Raw genomic sequence first — 21,960 nt, forward strand, 5'->3', positions numbered from 1 at the left:
GAGCCTGTCGAACCACGCTCTTTGCGGAAGATCCAAAAGCTAGGGCGGCGCACATCAGCGCCAGAAGCGTGGTTCGACAGGCTCACCACGAACGGTTTTTCGTGGATTCGTGTTCAGGTGGGGGCGTCGAAGCGCACATGTCGCATCATGATCGATGCCGGTGACCCATCACCGCATCTTGAAATCGATCGGCACCGTCACCGCGCCGGGCACCGGCTGGCCATCGCGCTGCGCCGGCTGGAAGCGCCACTGGCGCACGGCGTTGACCGCAGCGCGGTCCAGGTCACGCGAGCCGCTGCGCTGCGCTACCTCCACGGACGTTGGCACGCCATCGGTGCCCACTTCCACCCGCACCATCACCGTGCCCTGGTCCCCGTTGCGCATGGCGGCGGCGGGATATTCCGGCGCAGGCGTCTGGCCGGGGATCGGCACCGGCACATCGCCCGGGGCCAGCGGAACGGCGGCGGTGGGCGCGGGGGCATCGCCGGGAACGGCAGGCAACGGCGTCTCGGACACGGGCGGCGGCATCGGCGCTTCCTCCACCAGCTGCGGGCGCTCTTCGGCCGCAGGGCGGGGCGCCGGTTCCTCCATGCCGCTGGCGCCCGCACCGGTGGACAGCGGTTCGGGCAGCGCCTCGATCGGCAGCGGCTTGCCCGGCGCGGCGGCATCCGGGGTGTAGAAGCCGTCGTCGCGGCCCGCCCACCAGACGATGACGAACAGCAGCAGCCCGATGCCGAAGGCGATGGCGGCGTTGCGCAGGGCGGTGCGGGGCAGGCGGAAGGTGAAGTGCGGGTCGTGCGGTTGCTGGGCCGACATGGGGATCACCGGTGGAATCGCGCCGATTCTTGCACAGCAGGGGTTAACCGCGCCGGCAGCCGGTCGCAGATGGGCGATAATGGCCGCTTCCCACGCCAGACTGCTGTTTCCATGCTCGATCCCGTCCTGCTCCGCACCCAGCCCGCCGAACTCGCCCAGCGCCTCAGGGAGACCCGCGGTTTCGACCTGGACGTGTCCCGCATCGCCGAGCTGGAAGCCGCCCGCAAGCAGCTCCAGAAGCGCACCGAGGAACTGCAGAACCTGCGCAACACCCGCTCCAAGGCCATCGGCCAGGCCAAGGCCAAGGGCGAGGACGTCTCCGCGCTGATGGCGGAAGTGGCCGGTTTCGGCGACGAGCTGAAGGCCTCGGAAGTGAAGCTGGACGAGATCCGCAGCGAGATCGAAGCCATCGCGCTGGGCATTCCCAACCTGCCGCACGCCAGCGTGCCGGTCGGGCAGGACGAGAGCGACAACGTCGAGCAGCACCGCTGGGGCACCCCGCGCACGTTCGACTTCCCGGTCAAGGATCATGTGGAACTCGGCGCCCGCCACGGCTGGCTGGATGCCGACACCGCCGCCAAGCTGTCCGGCGCCCGCTTCACCGTGCTGCGCGGGCAGTTGGCGCGCCTGCACCGCGCGCTGGCGCAGTTCATGCTCGACCTGCACACCACGGAACACGGCTACGAAGAGACCAGCGTGCCGGTGATCGTCAACGCCGACTCGATGCGCGGCACCGGCCAGCTGCCGAAGTTCGAGGAAGACCTGTTCTCCACCGAACTCGGCGAACACACGCGCTACCTCATCCCGACCTCGGAAGTGCCGCTGACCAACATCGTCCGCGACGAGATCCTCGACGACGCCCGCCTGCCGCTGCGCATGACCGCGCATTCTATGTGCTTCCGGTCCGAAGCCGGCAGTGGTGGCCGCGACGTGCGCGGCATGATCCGCCAGCACCAGTTCGAGAAGGTGGAGCTGGTCTCCATCGCGCGCCCGTCGGAGAGCTACGACGAGCAGGAACGCATGACCCGCGCTGCCGAGACCGTGCTGGAGAAGCTGGGCCTGCCGTACCGCCGCATGCTGCTGTGCACCGGCGACATGGGCTTCGGCGCCACCAAAACCTTCGACCTGGAAGTCTGGCTGCCGTCGCAGGACATGTACCGCGAGATTTCCTCGTGCTCCAACTGCGAGGATTTCCAGGCCCGCCGCATGCAGGCCCGCTGGCGCAACCCCGCCACCGGCAAGCCCGAGCCCGTGCACACCCTCAACGGCTCCGGCACCGCCGTCGGCCGCGCACTGATCGCGGTGATGGAGAACTACCAGAACGCCGACGGCTCGATCACGGTGCCCGAGGTGCTGCGGCCGTACATGGGCGGGGCGGAACGGATCGTCTGATGTTTTTGTTCCTACTCCCCGCAGGCGGGGAGAAGGTGCCCGGAGGGCGGATGAGGGGCAGCTCTTCGCGGAGTGCCTCAGGTGCCAAGCCCTCGCTTATCGAACGCTAGGCTTTCGCGGAACGTCCCAGCGTCCATCTCCGCTCGCCCCTCACCCGCCCTTCGGGCACCCACCCCGGCCGGGCGAAGCACGCCCGGCGTTCGGACGGCCTGCGCGGCATGCCGCGCAAGCAGGCCATCCTCACCCCCGCTGCGCAGGGCGAGGGAAGTCATCCAGGCATCTTCGCGCGCCCAAAAGAAAACGGCCCGCTTGCGCGGGCCGAACGGAGAGGGAGCGGATGGTACTTATGAGGTCAGGCGGCTTTGCGCAGCGGGGCCGGGATGCTGGCCAGCGCCGCTTCGATGGCCTGCGCCTTGTGCTCGGGCGAATAGGCCACGCGCTCGGCGCGCACGAACTCCACATCGGTGATGCCCAGGAACTTGAACAGCTGGGTCAGGTAAGGCGCGACGAAGTCGATCGCGGTGCCGGCGTACTCGCCGCCGCTGGCCTCGGCCACGATCACCTTCTTGCCGCCGGCCAGGCCCACCGGGCCGTTCTCGGTGTACTTGAAGGTGCGGCCGGCCACGGCCACGCGGTCGATCCAGGCTTTCAGCGTGGAGGGCACGCCGAAGTTGTAGCGCGGCACGCCCAGCACGATGACGTCGGCCTCCAGGAACTGCTGCAGCGTGGCCTCGCCGGCTTGTGCGGCGGCGGCATCGCCCCCACCCAGTACGGCATTGGTCAGGTGGGGCAGCGGGTCGGCGTCGAGATCGCGGTAGGTGACCTCCAGCCCGGGCACGCTGTCCTGCCAACGGGCTACGATGGCGGCCGTCAGTTGTCGGCTGACCGAGTTCGCGGCCAGGGCGCTGCTGTCGATATGCAATAGTTTCATGGTGGTGCTCCGGTCTGGACGCGGCCCAACGCCGCCTTGGAGACCACTGTAGGTCGTTGCATTGGTGGGATAAACGTGGTTTAACGTCACTGATTGTTCTAAGGGCGGAATTATTTCATGCAGCATGACCTCAACGATCTCTACTACTTCGCCATGGTGGTGGACCACGGCGGCTTTGCCGCGGCCGAGCGCGCCCTGGGCATTCCCAAGTCCCGCCTGAGCCGGCGCATCAGCCAGTTGGAAACCGACCTGGGCGTGCGCCTGCTGCAGCGTTCCACGCGCCGCTTCGCGGTGACCGACGTCGGCACCAGCGTGCACCGCCATGCGCAGACCATGCTGGCCGAAGCGCAGGCGGCGCGCGAAGTGGTCGATCGCCTCAGCGCCGAGCCGCGCGGGGTGGTGCGCGTCAGCGTGCCGGTGGCGGTGGCGCAGATGCAGTTACCGAAGATCCTGCCGGCCTTCCTCGACAAGTACCCGAAGGTCCGCCTGCAGTTGCACGTCAACAACCGCCGCGTGGACATCATCAACGAGGGCTACGACGTGGCCCTGCGCGTGCGCGCCAAGCTCGACGACGACGGCAGCCTGGTGATGCGCAGCTTCGGCCAGATCCAGGAGCTGCTGGTCGCCAGCCCAAAGTACCTCAACCGCGCCGGCCGCCCGAAGGTGCCGGAAGACCTGGCTGAGCACGTCACCCTGAGCATCAGCGAGGACGAGGCGCGCCAGCGCTGGGAGCTGCATGGTCCGGACGGCGAGGTGCGCCGCATCGAACTGAATCCGCGCCTGGCCGGCTTCGACTTCCCGCTGCTGCAGTCGATGGCGAAGGACGGGTACGGCATCACGCTGCTGCCGGAGACGGTATGCGCGGACGCGGTGCGCAAGGGTGAGCTGGAAGTGGTGCTGCCGGAATGGAGCCTGCCGCAAGGCATCTGCCACGCGGTGTTCGCGTCGCGCCGTGGCATGTTGCCGGCGGTGCGGGTGTTCATCGATTTCCTGGCCGAGCATCTGCCGCAGCAGATCGAGTCGTCGCGGCTGGATTGCGGCGGCGCCTGCGCGGAGGCGAAGGAGAAGGCCATCGCGATGGCGATCGACAACACCAAGGCCGGCAAGGTGAAGAAGGCTTCGTAAGCCACGGCGGCGGGGTTCGTGCGAAAATGCGCACCGGCCTGCAAGGGGCCGGGCGCGCCGCCGGGGTAGGGTGGCGAGGCACCGCGACGGGGTCGCGGGCAGTTCCAGACAACGGAGAGATGGCCGAGCGGTTTAAGGCAGCAGTCTTGAAAACTGCCGTAGGTGTAAGCCTACCGTGGGTTCGAATCCCACTCTCTCCGCCACTTCGATAATTATGAAATTTAGGATGGGTTGAGCGCAGCGATACCCATCGTTTGCTATGCCCGACGGGTCGCGATGATGGGTGGGCTGTAGCGATACCCGTTGGTTTATGGCATCGGGTTGCCCGCAGTGAAAGAGGTTACCGTTCTCCCGCCATCTTGCCGCATAGTCACCGACAGCAAGATGTATCGCGATACGCCGCGCGCTGGGTTCTCTACTGCCTCAAGCGCGGCGGGAGATTCCCTCCTGTCGGGCGAGGTGGCTTAGGGACGCAATGCTTGCCGTGGAGCAGGATTACTCCGTCGTAACCGCCGGCGATCACCATGTCCTGGCAGCCATCGCCATTCACGTCGCCAGCGGCATAGGCGCGCTTGTGGTACGAAACTTTGAACATGTAGCGCAGCGGCGCGTCCTGGATCAGGAGCGGCGACTGGATGACGCCATCCTGCTGCAGGTAGACCGCCAGAAAGGGGTAGGTGCCGAAATCGCTAAACTGATGGTTGATAACGTCGGCTTGCCCGTTCCCGTCGATATCGGCTACGAAAGCGGTTGACGGATACGGATACCAGCCTGCAAGTCCTAACGGTGGGCCAAAGTCTCCCGTTGCGGTTCGAAAGTGGACTTCGTATCCCGCGATGGAATCGATGCGGCCATCGCCGTTCAGATCAGCGAACGAGAGATGGTCGTGCTCGGCCAGTCGATGCAGCAGAACCGGGTTCGAAAGCCCGCCCGTGGCGAGTCTCTTCATTGAATACACGCCGGTACCGTAGGGAGGACTAACTGAATCATCGGCTGATAGCACGAGGTCTTGTATACCATCGCCATCGATATCCTCGGTGACCAATCCGCGCACGACCTTGAACGGAAGAAAGATTTTGTCACCCTTCAGAAAACTTCCGCGACCGTCGCCCTTGAGGGTCTGGATGTTAGGGCAACCCTGGAAGCACTCCGGATAAGTAATGTAGTCGTCGGTTCCCCGGAGGACGACAATGTCCTTGTTTCCATCGCCATCGACATCGATCGATGCCCAGTCGCCGATCGACTCGCCGGATGCGAAGTTCAGTTCGGGATAGCCCTGATGAAAAACCGGGGTCTCCTGTGTCCGCGACAGAAGCAGTCCGACGCCACCAAATGCGCCATTCCTATCTACGGTGTGGAATGCGACATCGGGCAGGTGGTCGTTGTTGAAATCGTCCTTCAGCAGGAGGTTGTTGGACCTGTAGTTCTCTGACCCATATCTGAAAATGATCGGGGGAGCCAGGACGCCGCCATCCATCTGCATGAAAAACTCGGCCGAGTTCGAGCGGGGAAGTGCGACAATGTCGTCTCGAAGATCGCCGTTGAAATCGCCGACGACCACCGCTTCATAGTCCGCCATCGAGCCCCCTTCCTCTCGGGCCAGTGGGACGTGCGGACCAAAGCCGAAGGCGGTCGCTGCGCGAGCTATGTTGCCAGATGCAAGACGGGCAGGAGCGCCCGGCGAAGCGCCCTTGCCGGCACTCGCGGAAGACCCTGCCGGCGGCTTCCCGTCGTCGTGCTGCTGGATCGAAGAGCGATCGCAGCCTGATAGGGTCAAAAGCATCATCGGGAACAGTGCGCGGAACAAGATAGTCATCGTACTTGTCATCCTTAAGAGGCATCGCAGCCCGTCCGTTCCCATCACCACCCTGGCGAGACTCTTGCCCGCGGCTGCATGGTGGGCTGTGATACTAGAGGCCTGATATGTCCAGTCGCAAGTGACTGGAGCGGCGTAGCCCGCGTAAGGCCAACGGCCGCAACCGAGGTCTCTGCAGTGCACGTCCCCCTGACGAACTTCCCCGGGTGCGCTTCGCGTACCCGGGCTACGGTCTACGACTTTTTGCCAGTGCGCATCTCCGCCACGCACGCGGTGCGGCGGCTAGACTGCGGTAACGATCTGTCCGGATGCCGTGGCGCATGAAACTCACCCCAACCCCCATCACCGCCGCCATCACCGGTCTCTTCGCCGGCATCGTGATGCCGCTGGTCTGGCCTCACCTGGGCGAGGAGACGTTGAACTGGGTGTTCGCGTTCCTGCTGGTGATCGCGCTGCCGATGCATGTGCTGGTGGTGGGCTTCAATGTGCCGCGCGAGTCGCGGCCGGCGGGGGCGCTGGATGTCGCGCTGCTGAAGCGCGTGATGATCTGGCTGACGACTGCCGTGGCCACACTGGCGCTGATGAAGATCCTGCTGGCCTAGCCGTCGCGGCGGCGCGCGCGGCCATCGGCGTGACGTCCGGCGCTCAATCCGATGCCCGCCGACCGTATCATCGGGCCCAACCAGGAGGGGTCATGCGTCGATTGCTCGGAGTCTGCCTGCTCGCCATGCTGCCGTTCGCCGCGCTTGCGGCGGAAACCGCGCCGCATCCCATTCCCACCCGTGCCGCGCTGGACGCCGAGGTCGCCGCGGCGATGAAGGCCGCGCAGGCCAATGGCTTGGCCATCGCGGTGATCGACGACGGCAAAGTCGTCCACGTGGCCGCCTACGGCCAGCGCAATGCGAAGGGCGATCCGCTGCAGACCGCTACGGTGATGTACGGGGCGTCGTTGACCAAGGCGGTGTTCGCCTACACCGTGATGCAGCTGGTGGACGAGGGCAGGCTGGACCTCGACCGTCCCGTCGGCACGTACTTCGACAAGGCGCTGCCCGACTATCCCGCAGTGGCCGGCTACGGCCCGTGGCCCGACCTGGCCGGCGACCCGCGCTGGAAAAAGATCACCGCGCGCCACCTGCTGACCCACAGCGGCGGCTTCGCCAACTTCGCCTTCCTCGAACCGGACGGCAAGCTGCGCATCCACTTCGATCCCGGCACGCGCTACGCGTACTCCGGCGAAGGATTGATCCTGCTGCAGTACGTGATCGAGCGCGGGCTGGGCCTGGACGTGGGCGCCGAGATGCAGCGGCGCGTGTTCGACTGCTTCGGCATGCCGGACACCGGCATGACGTGGCGCCCGGAGTTCGCCGCCAACCTCGCCGACGGCTGGAAGGAGGACGGCACCGTCGAGCCGCACGACGAGCGCGGCCGCGTGCGCGCGGCCGGTTCGATGGACACCACCATCGCCGACATGGCGAACCTGGCCGCGGCCTTCATCAACGGAGAGGGTCTCGAGCGGGCCACGTTCGATGCCATCACCGCGCCGCAGCTGCCCATCACCACGGCCTCGCAGTTTCCCACGCTGCAGGAGGCGCTGCCGCCGGCGCAGCGGCGCAAGGATCTCGCGGCCGGGCTCGGCGTATTGGTGTTCGAGGGCCCGCAGGGCGCGGGCTTCTTCAAGGGCGGGCACAACGACTCCACCGGCAACACCTGGGTGTGCGTGAAACAGCGCAGGCGCTGCGTGGTGATCCTGGGCAACGACGTGCGCGCCGAGCGCGCGTTCCCGCGGCTGGTGGCGTTCGTGCTGGGCGAGACCGGCGTACCGTGGACGTGGGAGTACGGCAGCGGCAAGGCCTTCGTCGACTGAGGCGGGCGCCGTGGTGCGGCGCTGGCTCCCCGTCGCCCCCGGCACCGGAAGTCCAGGAGGGCACGACGGGGGTGTCGGCCTCGCGGGCTCCTCTGCGTCAGCGCGCACCCGTGGGGAGAGCGGGGCGCTTGTGCCCGGCGTTCCATCGTTTCGATGGATCGGCGCATCGTTTCGATCCAGCGTTCCATCTTTTTGATCGATCAATGCATCGTTCTGATCCGACGTTCCATCTTTTCGATGGACCGGTGCATCGTTTCGATCCAACGTTCCATCGTTTCGATGAATCAGTGCATCGTTTCGGTCCAACGTTCCATCGTTTTGATGGATCAATGCATCGTTTCGATCCAACGTTCCATCTTTTTGATGGATGAGCCCATCATTTCGATCCAACGTCCGTGCGTGCTGATGGACGAGAGCACCGTTCAGCCGCAAAAGTGACTTTTCCTGCTTGGATTTCGAAATTCGCCGTATTGAGGCTGAGGGCGCGATCACCCTCAAGCGTGTAAAGCCGCGACTTCGCGCGTCGATTTAACATTCTTAACATCACGTTGACCTCTCGCCGTGAGATGCGGACTACAATGCTGCATCGCATCAGTCGATGTCCGCGTCCATGCTTCGGGGACGGACGCACATCTGCAGCGCTTCCGCGCGCAGCGTGCCCGGCACGCGGCACCTCGTTTCCTGCGCCCGATCGCGGCGCTTTCTCGCGATGCGATGACTCTCCCCGCCGGCGTCCGTGGATGCCTTCGCGTCGTGCCTTGTGCGCGGCATCTCCCCACCCTGGAGTGCACTTGCATGAGCCTGCTGAAACAACCCGACCAACCCCTGCTGCTGGCCACCGATCTGGACGGCACCTTCCTGGCCGGCGATCCGGACGCGCGCAAGCGCCTGTACCACCTGGTCGACGCCCATCCCGACGTCAAGCTGGCGTGGGTCACCGGTCGCGGCCGTGAAGCGATCCTGCCGCTGCTCGCCGATCCCGGCCTGCCCACGCCCGATTACGTCATCTGCGATGTCGGCGCCACCGTGCTGCGGACCGCCGACATGCAGCCCATCCAGCCGCTGCAGTCGCAGATCGAAGCGCGCTGGCCGGGCGAGCATGTGGTGGCCGAGGCCATGCGCCGCTTTCCCATGCTGGTGCGCCAGGAAGTGCCGCAGGAGCGACGCTGCTCCTACTACTGCCACCCCGAGCAGCTCTCCACCATCCAGGCCGAAGTGGAGGCGGTCGCCGCCTCGCTGGGCTGCGAAGTGCTGTATTCGGCCGACCGCTACCTGGACATCCTGCCGCGCGACACGCGCAAGGGCAGCACGCTGACCGCGCTGGTGGACGAGCTGGATCTGGACCCGTCGCGCGTGCTGGTGGCCGGCGACACGCTTAACGACCTGTCGATGTACGGCGAGGACTTCCCGGGCGTATGCGTGGGCGAATCCGAGCCGGCGCTGGTCGCCGCCACGGCCGACATGGACAACGTGCTGCATGCCGATGCGCCGGGGTGCGGCGGCATCCTGCAGGCGATGGCGCATTTCGCGCTGATCGATGCCGACGACTATCGGCCCACGCCGCATCCGCCGGGCAAGGCGGAACTGGTGATGGTCTACCACCGCCTGCCGTACGAGGAGCACATCGTCGACGGCCAGCGCGTGCGCCGGCCGCACAGTTCGCCCAACGGCATCATTCCCAGCCTGCTCAGCTTCTTCGGCAGCGGCCAGCCGGGGTCGTGGGTGGCGTGGACGGTGGATGACCCGAAGGCGCCGCCGGTCGAAGCGCGCGCGCCGGTGGACGCCGAGCAGTACCCGGGCCTCACCGCGACGCATGTGCCGCTGACCAAGCACGAGGTGGACGTGTTCTACAAGCGCTTCTCGAAGGAAGCGTTCTGGCCGGTGATCAACAGCTTCTGGGAGCGCGCGCGCTTCAACGAGGACGACTGGGACCTGTTCAAGCGGGTCAACCGCCGCTTCGCCGAGGCCGCCGCCGCCGAGGCCGCGCCGGGCGCGACCGTCTGGCTGCACGACTACAACCTGTGGATGGTGCCGTCGGTGCTGCGCGAGCTGCGCCCGGACGTGAAGATCGCCTTCTTCCACCACACGCAGTTCCCGTCGGCGGACATCTTCGCCATCCTGCCGTGGCGCCGCGAGATCCTGGGCAGTCTGCTGGCCTGCGACTACGTGGGCTTCCACATCCCGCGCCACGCCGAGAACTTCACCGACGCGGTGCGCAGCACCTTCCCGGTGGAGGTGACCCAGCGCGCCTCGTGCGCGCCGCGCTTCCTGACCTTCGGCTGCGCGGTCGGCGTGGAGGACATGGCCACCGAGCTGCGCATCGACGGGCGCACGGTGCGCATCGGCGCGCATCCGATCGGCACCGACGTGGGCCGCATCCGCACCTGCCTGGAGACGGAGCAGGTGGCCGAGGACATCACCCGGATCCGCGACGAGATCGGCCGGCGCAAGCTGGTGTTGTCGATCGAGCGGCTGGACTACACCAAGGGCATCCTGCAGAAGCTGCACGCGTTCGAGCGCCTGCTGGACGAATCGCCCGAGCTGCGCGGCGAGGTGACGCTGGTGCTGGTGTGCGTGCCGGCGGCCAAGGAGATGACTGTGTACCGGCCGCTGCAGCAGCAGATCGAACAGGCGGTGGGCCGCATCAACGGCCGGCTGTCGCAGCTGGACTGGACGCCGGTCCGCTTCTTCGCGCGCGTGCTGCCGTTCGCCGACGTGGTGGCGCATTACGCCGCCGCCGACGTCATGTGGATCACGCCGCTGCGTGATGGGCTGAACCTGGTGGCGAAGGAGTTCGTCGCGGTGCAGGGCCTGGATGGCGGCGACGGCGTGCTGGTGCTGTCGGAGTTCGCCGGTGCGGCGGCGGAATTGAAGGGCGCGGTGCTGACCAATCCGCACGATCCGGCCGACCTCGCGCGCACCTTGCGCCAGGCCCTGGTGATGACACCGGGCGAACGCGAAGACCGGCAGCGACGCCTGTTCGACATCGTCCGCCACCACGACCTGTCGCGCTGGGGCCGCGAGTTCCTGGCGGCCGCACAGGGCGAGGACGAGGAGAATGCGGCTACGCACGCGGCCATCGCGGCTTAATGCATTTACCTTTGACGGGTGCGGTGCGAGTGGCGATAGTCGCGTCACACACGGGGCAGGAGACCCACGATGCGAATGCTGGTGATGCGGAGCATGGTCTGGTTGTTGATCGCGGCGACCGCGCTGGTGCTGTTCGGGTTGCTGCAGGCGCCCGAGCTCTGGCTGGGCCGCTGATTCGCGGATCGCCGGCTCACGACAGGCAAAAGAAAACCCGACCATGAAGGTCGGGTCTGAAAGGGGGAGTCCCCGGCTCCGGCAGTGCTGCTTGCTCAAGGCAGCGCCCAGTTCCATTGCAGAGCGGCCATTCGTGGCCTGCGCAGGGCGTGCTGCCGGGGACAGGGTTATCCTCATCCATGGCTTTCACATTCACAGTCGGGTCTTGTCCCGCCGTGCTGTAGGAAAAATCCTACGCGGCGCCCGGGTTCAACCGAACAGGCGGTTGATCGCGCCGTAGCCCATCGCCTGCGGGTCGGGCAGGGGAGTGACATCGGCGCGCAGGAACGTCTCGACCTGCTCGGCCAGCCGGCCGTACATGGACTCGGCCAGCGCCGAGCCGGCACTGATGCGGCGCACGCCCAGCGCTTCCAGTGCGGCGAGGTCCTGCAGCTGCGGACGCAGCATCAGGTTGAGCGGCAGCCCGATGCCGGCGGCCACGGCGCGGATGCCGTCGGCATCCACCAGGCCCGGCACGAACAGGCCATCGGCACCGGCGACGCGATAGCGCGCGGCACGGGCCAGCGTTTCCCCGATGCGTGCCGTGTCCGGCACCAGGCCGCGCAGATAGACATCGGTACGCGCATTGATGAAGACATCCAGGCCCTGTGCGGCGCACGCGTGGCGGATCGCGCGGATCTTGGCGGCGAGCAGGTCGGGATCGCCGGCGCCATCCTCCAGGTTGATGCCGGCCGCTCCGGCACGCACGACGCGCAGCACGGTGTCGGCGACGATGGCGGGATCGTCCGAGTAGCCGCCTTCCACATCGACGGTCAGCGGCACGGTGACGACGCGCGCGATTCCGCCGACCGCGTGCAGCAGGGCGTCAAGATCGAGCGCGTCGCCGTCGGGCCAGCCCTGCGACCACGCGAGGCCGGCGCTGGTGGTGGCGACGGCCGGCGCGCCCAGGTGTTCGATCAGGCGGGCGGTGCCTGCATCCCAGGCATTGGCCAGGCGGAGCAGGCCCTGCGTATGCAAGTGGCGGAAACGGGTGGCGGGGGACGTGGCAGGCATCGGCGGACCGGCGGTGGAAAGCGGACCGACAGGGTGCCACGGTCGGGCGGAGCGCACTCACCGGATGCGGACAGCATCACCGCTCCCTGCGCCTCATTCGCCGACGCCGGGTGTCAGGCGCAGAGTTTCCAGCCCTCGAACAGCCGCCAGCGGCCGTCGCCGCCTTCGATGTTGATGGCGTAGTCCAGCCCTTGCTGGTGGCGCTGGTTGGCCAGCTTCACGGCATAGCCGAGTGCGGCGCCGGGGGTGGCGAAACGGAGCGGTGGCGACTCGTTGATCGACAGTTCGTAGGAGCCGTCGTCCGCGGGGGCGTGGAAGAGGTCGAAGGTCATCATGGAGGTCGTTGCAGGCTTGATGTACGGAAACGTACGTCCTGTGCCGTGACGCGGACGCATACGCGCAGCCTGCCGTTTTGCAGGATTAATCCACGTGCACGGCGCGTGAGAAAACTGTGCGGTCAGGCTGAATGGCCTACACATGGCCTTCGCATGTGGCACCGTAAAACGACGCCCAGTGGTCGGGCCGGCAGATCCACCCCTTCTGCCCCCGCGCTCACCCTGCTACCGAGCCGCAAGGCTGACACCCAGGGCACCACGAGAGAACCGAACGCAGCGTCCCCGGACACCCCCTGTTCCGTGCTGCGCCTGGCGGTGGACCGCGAGTCCGACACCGTCGCCGCCCGGAGAGCCAGGCGTGTTCTCGCCCCCAACGCAAACGGGCCCGCCAGGGCCCGTTCGTGTGTCCGTGGTGGGATGGTGTCGGTCAGCGGCCGGCGGCTGCATCCCAGGCCCGCAGGCCCTGTTCGACCACGCGCAGGGCATCGTCCACGCGGGTCGCGTCGAGTTCGTCCGTCGTGTCCCGTTCGCTGTGGATCACCTGCATCACCTTCGGCACCTGCGCCGGCTTGCCGCCGCCGAAGACGGCGAGGATGGGGTCGATCTCGTCGCCGCCGACCAGCGAGAACGACACCGCCGGCCACCCCGCCTTGAGGAACGCCAGATGATCGGTGGGCGGATACTGGTCGCCCGGCGAGAAGCCGAGCTTCTCGTGCCTGCTGGCGGCGCGCAGGGCGGCGACCAGCAGGCTGTCGCCCTCGGCGGCGGGCGTCATCATCCACAGCGTGTCGCCCCAGCCGAACACGTCGAAATTGACGTACAGCGCCGGCTTCTCGCGCCCTTCGGTGGCGACCCAGGCGTGCGCGCCCACCAGACCCTTCTCCTCCAGGTCCCAGAACACCACCTGCACGCGGTGGTGCGCCAGCGGCTTGGCCTTCAGCGCCTGCGCCAGTTCCAGCACGGCGGCCACGCCGGAGGCGTTGTCGGTGGCGCCGTGACCCACCGGGACCTTGTCGTAGTGCGCACCGATCAGCAGCAGCGGCGCGTCGGCGGGTCCGCCGAGGTCGGCGACGAGATTCTCGCCGGCCTGGTCCCCGCGCACGAATGGCTCACGCTTCCACGCGATGCCCAGCGCATCCAGGCGCGCGCCGATGGCGTCGCCGCGGGCGACGGTGCCGGTGCCCGCGCTGATCGCCTCGACCTGTTGGTGCCAGCGCTCCGACACCGTGGTGTCGGCCCAGACCGGTGCGCTGGCGAACAGGGACAGCAGCAAGGCAACGCGAACACGACGGCGCATCTCGGACATGGCGGAATCCCCGTGGAAAATCCGAGTATGCCGCACGCACCGGGCGACTACACCCATGTAGTCGCCGGGCACCGATACAATGTTAATTGCGCGGCGACGGACGGCCCCTCTACGCTGGACCCGTTCTCTCCCCAGGCATCGGCTTACATGACCATCCGCGTTTTCCTGATCGACGACCACGCGCTGGTGCGCACCGGCATGCGCATGATCCTCGGCACCGACGCGGACATCGAGGTGGTGGGCGAGGCGGAAACCGGCGAGGCGGCCCTGCCGCTGGTGCGCCAGCTGAAACCCGACGTGGTGCTGTGCGACCTGCACCTGCCGGGCTACAGCGGGCTGGAAGTGACCGAACGCATCGTGCGGGCCGACATGGGCGTGCGCGTGATCATCGTGTCGGTGCTCGAGGATGGCCCCCTGCCCAAGCGCCTGCTGGAAGCCGGTGCGTCCGGTTATCTCGGCAAGGCCGGCGATGCGGCGGAACTGATCCGCGCCGTGCGCGACGTGGCGCGCGGCAAGCGCTACCTGGGCAGCAACGTGGCGCAGAACCTGGCGCTGCACACGGTCGGCGGCGACGCCTCGCCGTTCGATGCGCTGTCCCCGCGCGAACTGGAAGTGGCCATGCTGCTGACCCAGGGCCTGCGCCAGGAAGAGATCGCGCGGCGCCTGAGCCTCAGCGCGAAGACGGTGAACACGCACAAGACGCGCCTGTTCGAGAAGACCGGCGTGCAGGACACCATCGCCCTGGCACGCCTGGCCGCGCAGTGGGGCCTGATGGACCCGACGCGCTCGCTCTGAGCCGGGATGCGCACGATCCGTGCGCGCCGCTGACATCGCCGCAAGCGCAAGATGGGTCCCAGCGTTCGCTGGGACGACGATGGTGAGCCATCCCGTTCCCATGCCGTCATTCCAGCGAATGCTGGAATCCATTGCCCATGGGCGCCGCTGATGTCACCTCAGGCACAAGGTGGGTCCCGGCGTTCGCGGGAACGACGGTGGTTGATCCATCCCGTTCCCATGCCGTCATTCCAGCGAACGCTGGAATCCATTGCCCATGCGCGCCGCTGATGTCACCGCAGGCGCAAGATGGGTCCCGGCGTTCGCGGGGACGACGGCGGGCTGCCGTTCCGCGCAGGTTCCTCATTCCAACGCGCGCGGGAATCCACCGCGGGCATGAGGATGTGCGCGCTAGCGCGCGGGCTGCGCCTGTGCCTTCGCTTCCATCGCCGCAGTGCAGGTCTGCAGTGAGTCCACCATGGTGTCGGCAAGCTGCGTGGCCCGTGCTTCCAGCGCCGCACGCCCTTCACCTTCGGTGGGAACGCCCCGCACGGCGATCTCGTAGCGGCTGCCGCCGTGCACGAACAGACGGTGGACCGAGAGCGAGCGCAGCGGCTCGTCCGGTGCGTCGAGCAGGGCACGGCTGACGGGAAAGGGTTCATCGGGATCGTCGTCGCCGAGGTTCAACAGCCGCAGCTTCACCGTCGGGCCGAACGACGATGTGCCGGTGTCGACGCGATACCGTTCGGCCGACGCGACCGACGCGACGGCGCGCGCGCTTTCTTGTTCGCGCTGCAGCAGGATCCGGTACTCGTCGGCCGGGCTGCGATCCTTCGGCACGGTGGAGGTCACCACATAGGCGCTCAGGTCGTTCTCGTAGCGCAGGCGGTAGAACGAGATCGCACCGCCGCCCAGCGTCCCGTGCACCACATCCGTGGCCGGTCTGAACGGCGGCATGTCGATGCAGTACACATCGAGGAATTTCCACTCGAACAGCAGCGACTGTGCGCCGCCCGTGCCCTTCACCTGATAGGGGCCTTCGGCCCATCCCCGGACGCTGCGTTGCTGGGCGTCCCCCTGGAACGGCAGCGCGGCAAGCAGGGCGGCGGTGACGGCGCCCAGGGCGGACGACGCGCGTACGGGCAGCGTGTTGCGCTTCATCACAGGCATCCATGCACAGGGAACATGGAAGGACTGTAGTCGGCTCGTCGGGCCCTTGCCAACCCGTGCCGATCCAGGGCGCTGAAAACGACACTGGCCGCTTGCGCGGCCAGTGTGCTTTACCGCCAGGAAGGAGCGCGGCGCGTCAGGCGCTGCGTTCCTCGCTGCCTTCCTCGTCCTGCTTGTCGGCCTGGGCGATCCCGTCGGCCGGCTTGACCGGCGTAACCACCGGCTCGAACAGGCTGCGCGTGACCGACGGCGGTGTGTCCGCGTCGGCGACGAAGAACAGCGAGCCGGTGGCCGGCGTGCTGACCGGCTTCGGCGTGGCCGCCGGCGGGGTGGGGGCTGCGACGTCCACCGGCGTCGCAGTGTCGGCGGTGGCTTCGTTCACGGCGTCGACCAGGTCGATCTGCACGGGTTCGCTGCGCGCGGTGACGTTGCGGTCGTCCTCGACCGCCGGCACCTCGACGGCTGCGATCACCGGAGCCGGTTCGGCGGCGATCTCGGCCTTCACCGTGTCGACGACGGCGACGGCAGCCGGAGCTTCCTGCTGCACCGTGGCGGTCACCTCGGGCTGCGCGCGGGCCGCTTCGGCCTTCACGTCCTCGATGACCTCGGCGGCCACAGCGGTCTCCACCACGACCGGCGCGGGAACGATGGCCGGCGTCGGGTCAGCGGCGGGCGCAGCGACCACGGCGGCCGCGACCGGCGCTGCCGCCGCGACGGGTGCGGCAGGGGCGACGGCGGGAGCCGCTTGCGGCTTCGGCGCACGCGGCGCGGCGACGGCCAGTTCTTCGTCGTCGAAGTCGAACTCCGGCTGCGAACGGTCGGCGACCGGGGCCTCGTCATCGCCACCCAGGTCATCGGACAGCGCGCCTTCGTCACCGGCGGCGCCCGCTTCACCATTGCCACGGCGGCGGCGACGGCCTCCGCGGCGGCCACGACGGCGGCGACCGCCTTCACCGGTCTCGCCCGCGTCGGCGGTCGGTGCGGCGTCGCCGTCGACGGTGACGACCTGCGTCGCGTCGGTGTCGATGGCCGGCACGTCGGTCGCTGCAACCGGCGTCGGCGCAGCGGCCGGTGCGGTGCGCGCGACGTCCTGCGTGGCGACGACAGCGGCGGCCGTCGTCACCGCATCGGCAGCGACGGGTGCGGCCGGCTTGGCAGCGGCGTCCTGCTGCAGCGGCGCACGCGGCTGGCGTTGGGGCTGGCCGTCCTGCTGCGGCTTGCCGCCCTGCTGACCCTGCGCCTGCTTGGGGGCCCGGGGCTGCTGCTGCGCGTTGCCCTGGCCGTTCTGCGGCTTCTGCTGCTTCTGGCCCTGCGGCTCGTTGCGCGGCTTCTGCTGCTGGGCGTTGCCGCCCTGCTGCTTCTCGCCCTTGTTGCGCTCGTCGCGGCGGGTGTTGTCCTGCTTGCCGCCCCGGCCCTGGCTCTGCTGGCCGCGATTGTCGCGGTTCTCGCGACGGCTGTTGTTGTTGCGGTCGTTGCGCGGGCGGCTGTCCTGCTGCGGACGCGCCTGCGGGGCGGGCGTTGCGGCTTCGCCACCGCCGAACAGGCGCTTGAAGAAGCCGACCACGCCGCCCGAGGCCGGCGCGGCCACGGGGGCCGGCGGTGCGACCGGTGCGGGTGCGGCCACCGGTGCCGGCGCTTCGCGCTCTTCGCGCACCGGGGCCGGCTGCGTGTGCTTGACATGGGTGACGGCGGGCGCGGCCGGGATGTTGAGCTGCGCCTTGGTCAACGCATGCACCGGCAGCTTGCGCTGGGTGCCGCGGTGGTAGCTGGGCTTGCTGCTTTCTTCGCCCAGCTCGTTCTCGCGGATGCGGGTGACTTCGTAGTGCGGCGTATGCAGCGCCTCGTCGGCCACGATGATGACCGGCGCGTCGTGGCGCTGTTCGATCTCGCGCAGGGCGCTGCGCTTCTCGTTGAGCAGGAAGTTGGCGATCTCGATCGGCGCCTGGATCAGCACCTGCCCGGTGTTGTCCTTCATCGCGTGCTCTTCGGCCACGCGGATGATCGACAGCGACAGCGACTCGACGCTGCGCATGCGGCCGTGGCCTTCGCAGCGCGGGCAGACGATCTGGCTGGACTCGCCCAGCGAGGGCCGCAGGCGCTGGCGGCTCATCTCGAGCAGGCCGAAGCGCGAGATGCGGCCGATCTGCACGCGGGCGCGGTCGTACTTCAGTGCGTTCTGCAGCTTGTTCTCGACTTCGCGCTGGTGCTTGTTGCTCGACATGTCGATGAAGTCGATCACCACCAGGCCGCCGAGGTCGCGCAGGCGCAGCTGGCGGGCCACTTCCTCGGCCGCTTCCATGTTGGTGTGGAACGCGGTCTCCTCGATGTCGCCGCCCTTGGTGGCGCGCGCCGAGTTGACGTCGATGGCGGTCAGCGCCTCGGTCTGGTCGACCACGATGGAGCCGCCGGAGGGCAGGCGGACGTTGCGTTCGTAGGCGCCTTCGATCTGCGACTCGATCTGGAAGCGGTTGAACAGCGGGATGTCGTCCTTGTACGGCTTCAGCTTGCGCAGGTTGTGCGGCATGACCTGCTGCATGAACTCGCGGGCGGTCTCGTACAGTTCGTCGGTGTCGACCAGGATCTCGCCCACGTCGCTGCGCAGGTAGTCGCGCAGGGCGCGCACGATCAGGCGGCTTTCCTGGTAGATCAGGAACGGGGCCGGCTTGGTCAGGGCGGCTTCGGCGATCGCCTTCCACACGCTGAGCAGGTAGTCCAGGTCCCACTGCAGCTCTTCGGCGTCGCGGCCGACGCCGGCGGTGCGGATGATCACGCCCATGTCGTCGGGGATGGCCAGCGCGTCCATCGCCTTCTTCAGCTCGGCCCGGTCGTCGCCCTCGATGCGGCGCGACACGCCGCCGGCGGTGGGCGAGTTCGGCATCAGCACCATGTAGCGGCCGGCCAGGGAGATGAACGTGGTCAGGGCAGCGCCCTTGTTGCCGCGCTCGTCCTTGTCCACCTGGACGACGACTTCCTGGCCTTCCTTCAGCAGTTCACGGATGCCGGCCTTGTTGTGGTCGACGCCGGCCTGGAAGTAGTCGCGGGAGATTTCCTTCAGCGGCAGGAAGCCATGGCGGTCGGCGCCGTAGTCGACGAAGGCGGCTTCCAGGGAGGGCTCTAGCCGGGTGATGCGGCCCTTGTAGATGTTGGACTTCTTCTGTTCCTTCGACGGCTGTTCGATATCGATGTCGTACAGGGTCTGACCGTCGACGATGGCCACGCGCAGCTCTTCGGCCTGCGTGGCATTGATCAACATGCGTTTCATTGTGCGTTCCTCGCGCGCTGCTACCGCGCGGAACGCCATGGGGTTTCGCCTCTGGAACGTTGCACCGCCCCTTGCGCAGGCGCAGCGGGGCAGATTCGGGTTTCCAGCGCTACGACACCACGGCAGGCCGCGGGAGCGCTTTTCTTTCTAATAGGTGTTGCGGGGCCGGAGGCAGCTTCCCTCGGAAGGGGGCGCCACGCGGGACATGTTCAGCATCAGGTGCCGTCACGCACCCGGCGGTATCCGGGCCTGCCGATCAGCCGCTAACATGGCCGCCCCTGGGGCGGTGGCCGCGCACTTGCCGGAATCGCGGGGAGACGGGCTTCTGGCCCAACTGCAACTCCCTGCGAAATCAAACCCTTATCTCGCCCTCTGAGTGTAACAGAATGAATGGCTCCAACCCCAGCCCCCCGTCCGAGAAGCCTGCTGCGGGCGCCAAGAGCGCCGTGCGCACGGTCACGGTGCCCGAGGACCGGGGCGGGCAGCGGCTGGACAACTTCCTGCTCGGCCAGCTGAAAGGGGCCCCACGCAGCCTGGTCTACAAGCTGGTGCGCAGCGGCCAGGTGCGGGTGAACGGGGGGCGGGCCAAGGCCGAGCGGAAGCTGGAGGGCGGCGACGAGGTCCGGATTCCGCCCGTCAGTCTCGTCGAGGTGGGAGACAAGGTGGCGCCGCCGAGCGGTTTCCTGAAGCGGATGGAGGCTGCCATCGTTTTCGAGGACGAGCGCCTGCTGGTCATCAACAAGCCGACCGGCGTGGCCAGCCATGGCGGCAGCGGGATCAGCCACGGCGCCATCGAGACGATGCGCGCGCTGCGGCCGAACCAGACGCTGGAACTGGTCCATCGGCTGGACCGCGACACGTCCGGCCTGTTGGTGATGGCCAAGAAGCGGTCGGCGCTGTCCGAACTGCAGGCGCTGCTGCGCGAGGACAGCGAGGACGGCACCCGCAGTATCGAGAAGCGCTACCTGACCCTGCTGGTCGGCCGCATGCCGGACGGCGTGATGAGCGTGGATGCGGCGCTGCACATCGGCCTGCGCCAGGGCGGCGAGCGCCACGTGCAGGTGCACCGCGACGGCAAGGAGTCGCTCAGCCACTTCCGCGTGTTGGAGCGGCGCGGCGGTCATTCGTACTGCGAGGTGCGCATCGAGACCGGCCGCACCCACCAGATCCGCGTGCACGCGCAGCACATCGGCCATCCGGTGGCCGGTGACGACAAGTACGGCGATCCGGCCGTCAACAAGCGCCTGCGCGAGCAGGTGGGCCTGAAGCGCCTGTTTCTGCACGCCGCCTCGCTGCAGTTCGCCCTGGACGGCGGCAGGACGCCCTACGTGCTCAACGCCCCGCTGTCCGAGGACCTGGCGGAGGCGCTGGATCGCCTCGGCTGATGACTCAGCCGGCGCCTTGAGCGAAGCAGCGCGTCGGCTTTTCCAGTACGGGCGGGAAGGTCACCGGCACGTTGATGGTGTGGCTGACCGGTTTGCCGTTGCGGGTGGCGGCGCGGAACTGCCAGGTCTGCACGGCCTCCAGCGCGGCCTTGTCGAGCGCGGCGTTGCCGCTGCCCTGCACCTGCGACACGCGGGCCGGCACGCCGTCCTTCTCGATGGTCACGCGCAGCACGGTGGTGCCGCCGTCGCTGTTGCACTCGGCCTCGGCCGGGTAGGCGGGTGGCGGCGTGTCGATGGCCGCCAGTTCGGTCGGCGCGATGAGCGGCGCCGCCGATTCCTCCTGCTTCTTGGCGCAGGCCGACAGGGCGAACACGCCGGCGAGCAGCAGCATCGGCGGTACAAACGCATGACGTTCCATCAGGCTTCTCCGAGCAGGGCGCTGGCCTTGGCCGCGCAGATGAAGTCGTTCTCGCTCAGGCCGCCCACATCGTGCGTGGAATAGCGCACGACGGCGCGGTTGTAGTGCACGCCCAGGTCGGGATGGTGATCCTCGGCGTGCGCAATGAAGGCGAGGGCATTCACGAAGGCCATCGTCTCGTAGTAGTTGTCGAAGGGGAACGTACGCGACAGCGCGTGGCCGTCCTCGACCACCTCCCAGCCGGGGATCTGCGGCAGCAGTTCGGCGATGCGGGCCGGCGGCAGGCGGTGCTCGCCGCCGCGCAGCGGTACGCAGTGCGCGCGGGCGAGGGGAATCAGATCGGACATGGCGTGTCTCCTGCGGGGCGACCAGTCTGAATGAAGCACGACGACCGGCCTGTGGATGTGAATGCCCGTGGGGCAGGGGGCTAGAATAGCCCTCATGATCCAGATTTCCGACAGCGCGCAGGCGCACTTCCGCAAGCTGATCGAACGCGAAGCCCTGCCGGGGCTGGGCGTGCGCCTCAGCGCGGTCCATCCCGGCACGGCGCAGGCCGATGCAAGGCTGGAGTTCGCCGAACCGCGCGACCTGGCGGGGGACGAGTGGGCCGTCGACTGCGACGGCTTCACCCTGTATGTCGATGCGGCCAGCGTGCACTGGCTGGATGGCGCCGATATCGACTACGTACTGAAGGGCGCCAGCGCGCAGCTGACCATCAAGGCACCGCGCATCAAGGGCGAGGCGCCTGGCGAGACGGCCTCGCTGGTCGAACGCGTGCGCTGGGTCATCGACAACGAGATCAATCCGCAGCTGGCGTCCCACAAGGGGCGCGTGGCGGTGGAGGAGGTCAGCGGCGAGGGCGTGGTGTGGCTGCGCTTCGGCGGCGGCTGCCACGGCTGCGGCATGGCCGATGTCACCCTCAAGCAGGGCATCGAGAAGACGCTGATGGCCCGCGTGCCGGGCGTCACTGCGGTCCGCGACGCGACCGATCACGGGACCGGCGACGCGCCGTACATCCCGCGCGGCAACGCGGCCTGACGGAGCCCACC

18 protein-coding genes and 1 tRNA gene are annotated in these 21,960 nt (G+C 67.9%); 9 read left to right on the forward strand and 10 right to left on the reverse strand.

Translation table 11 applies throughout. The features are described from left to right. Positions 1–168: 168 nt before the first annotated feature. Positions 169–816 carry a TonB family protein gene (locus VGN58_RS07410; protein WP_327482658.1) on the reverse strand — a complete coding sequence of 216 codons (648 nt, stop codon included), beginning with the start codon at positions 814–816 and terminating at the stop codon, positions 169–171. Between the two features lie 111 nt (positions 817–927). Here VGN58_RS07410 and serS point away from each other — a divergent pair, with 111 nt between their 5' ends. Beyond that, the gene (gene serS, locus VGN58_RS07415) at positions 928–2,208 is read left to right on the forward strand and encodes a serine--tRNA ligase (RefSeq protein WP_327482659.1); all 1,281 of its coding nucleotides are present in this window, start codon (positions 928–930) and stop codon (positions 2,206–2,208) included. 352 nt (positions 2,209–2,560) lie between these two features. Here the strand turns inward: serS and VGN58_RS07420 are convergent, their stop codons facing one another. Next, on the reverse strand, positions 2,561–3,139 hold the full coding sequence (locus VGN58_RS07420) for an FMN-dependent NADH-azoreductase (protein WP_327482660.1): 579 nt from the start codon (positions 3,137–3,139) through the stop codon (positions 2,561–2,563). A gap of 117 nt (positions 3,140–3,256) precedes the next feature. Here VGN58_RS07420 and VGN58_RS07425 point away from each other — a divergent pair, with 117 nt between their 5' ends. Next, complete coding sequence (locus tag VGN58_RS07425; protein WP_055944637.1) at positions 3,257–4,264, forward strand: LysR family transcriptional regulator; 1,008 nt, start codon at positions 3,257–3,259, stop codon at positions 4,262–4,264. A gap of 113 nt (positions 4,265–4,377) precedes the next feature. Further along, positions 4,378–4,467: transfer RNA gene (locus tag VGN58_RS07430), tRNA-Ser, on the forward strand. A 212-nt stretch (positions 4,468–4,679) separates the two neighbouring features. Here the strand turns inward: VGN58_RS07430 and VGN58_RS07435 are convergent. After that, entirely contained in the window at positions 4,680–6,080 is a 1,401-nt protein-coding gene (locus VGN58_RS07435; RefSeq protein WP_327482661.1) for a VCBS repeat-containing protein, read from the reverse strand. A gap of 320 nt (positions 6,081–6,400) precedes the next feature. On the opposite strand from VGN58_RS07435, the gene VGN58_RS07440 reads away from it, so the two are divergent. The 3 genes from VGN58_RS07440 to ggpS all read left to right on the forward strand — a co-directional run bounded on the left by VGN58_RS07440 (position 6,401) and on the right by ggpS (position 11,034). Then, positions 6,401–6,682 (forward strand): hypothetical protein, encoded by a 282-nt coding sequence (locus VGN58_RS07440; RefSeq protein WP_327482662.1) that lies wholly within the window; start codon positions 6,401–6,403, stop codon positions 6,680–6,682. A gap of 92 nt (positions 6,683–6,774) precedes the next feature. Continuing rightward, positions 6,775–7,944 (forward strand): serine hydrolase domain-containing protein, encoded by a 1,170-nt coding sequence (locus tag VGN58_RS07445; RefSeq protein ID WP_327482663.1) that lies wholly within the window; start codon positions 6,775–6,777, stop codon positions 7,942–7,944. A 795-nt stretch (positions 7,945–8,739) separates the two neighbouring features. Then, the gene (gene ggpS, locus VGN58_RS07450; protein WP_327482664.1) at positions 8,740–11,034 is read left to right on the forward strand and encodes a glucosylglycerol-phosphate synthase; all 2,295 of its coding nucleotides are present in this window, start codon (positions 8,740–8,742) and stop codon (positions 11,032–11,034) included. Positions 11,035–11,457: 423 nt separating this feature from the next. Here ggpS and VGN58_RS07455 read toward each other — a convergent pair whose 3' ends face one another. The 3 genes from VGN58_RS07455 to VGN58_RS07465 form a co-directional block, all read right to left on the reverse strand. Next, positions 11,458–12,261, reverse strand: a complete 804-nt coding sequence (locus VGN58_RS07455; RefSeq protein ID WP_327482665.1) for an isocitrate lyase/phosphoenolpyruvate mutase family protein — start codon at positions 12,259–12,261, stop codon at positions 11,458–11,460. Positions 12,262–12,374: 113 nt separating this feature from the next. Next, positions 12,375–12,593 carry a hypothetical protein gene (locus VGN58_RS07460; RefSeq protein ID WP_327482666.1) on the reverse strand — a complete coding sequence of 73 codons (219 nt, stop codon included), beginning with the start codon at positions 12,591–12,593 and terminating at the stop codon, positions 12,375–12,377. Positions 12,594–13,023: 430 nt separating this feature from the next. Further along, the gene (locus tag VGN58_RS07465) at positions 13,024–13,902 is read right to left on the reverse strand and encodes a M28 family metallopeptidase (RefSeq protein ID WP_327482667.1); all 879 of its coding nucleotides are present in this window, start codon (positions 13,900–13,902) and stop codon (positions 13,024–13,026) included. Between the two features lie 147 nt (positions 13,903–14,049). Here VGN58_RS07465 and VGN58_RS07470 point away from each other — a divergent pair, with 147 nt between their 5' ends. After that, positions 14,050–14,697 carry a response regulator gene (locus VGN58_RS07470; protein WP_327482668.1) on the forward strand — a complete coding sequence of 216 codons (648 nt, stop codon included), beginning with the start codon at positions 14,050–14,052 and terminating at the stop codon, positions 14,695–14,697. A gap of 390 nt (positions 14,698–15,087) precedes the next feature. Here VGN58_RS07470 and VGN58_RS07475 read toward each other — a convergent pair whose 3' ends face one another. Next, entirely contained in the window at positions 15,088–15,837 is a 750-nt protein-coding gene (locus tag VGN58_RS07475; RefSeq protein WP_327482669.1) for a hypothetical protein, read from the reverse strand. Between the two features lie 145 nt (positions 15,838–15,982). Then, positions 15,983–19,108, reverse strand: coding sequence for an Rne/Rng family ribonuclease (locus tag VGN58_RS07480; protein WP_327482670.1), 3,126 nt, complete (start codon positions 19,106–19,108; stop codon positions 15,983–15,985). A gap of 386 nt (positions 19,109–19,494) precedes the next feature. On the opposite strand from VGN58_RS07480, the gene VGN58_RS07485 reads away from it, so the two are divergent. Then, the gene (locus VGN58_RS07485) at positions 19,495–20,493 is read left to right on the forward strand and encodes an RluA family pseudouridine synthase (RefSeq protein WP_327482671.1); all 999 of its coding nucleotides are present in this window, start codon (positions 19,495–19,497) and stop codon (positions 20,491–20,493) included. A 4-nt stretch (positions 20,494–20,497) separates the two neighbouring features. Here VGN58_RS07485 and VGN58_RS07490 read toward each other — a convergent pair whose 3' ends face one another. After that, complete coding sequence (locus tag VGN58_RS07490; protein WP_327482672.1) at positions 20,498–20,911, reverse strand: energy transducer TonB; 414 nt, start codon at positions 20,909–20,911, stop codon at positions 20,498–20,500. Then, complete coding sequence (locus VGN58_RS07495; protein ID WP_327482673.1) at positions 20,911–21,258, reverse strand: 4a-hydroxytetrahydrobiopterin dehydratase; 348 nt, start codon at positions 21,256–21,258, stop codon at positions 20,911–20,913. Before VGN58_RS07495 ends, VGN58_RS07490 begins: the two co-directional genes overlap by 1 nt. Positions 21,259–21,352: 94 nt before the next feature. On the opposite strand from VGN58_RS07495, the gene VGN58_RS07500 reads away from it, so the two are divergent. After that, entirely contained in the window at positions 21,353–21,949 is a 597-nt protein-coding gene (locus VGN58_RS07500; protein WP_327482674.1) for an NfuA family Fe-S biogenesis protein, read from the forward strand. Positions 21,950–21,960: the final 11 nt, after the last annotated feature.

Origin of the sequence: Pseudoxanthomonas sp., assembly GCF_035999195.1 — a bacterium.
Taxonomy (GTDB): Bacteria; Pseudomonadota; Gammaproteobacteria; order Xanthomonadales; family Xanthomonadaceae; genus Pseudoxanthomonas_A.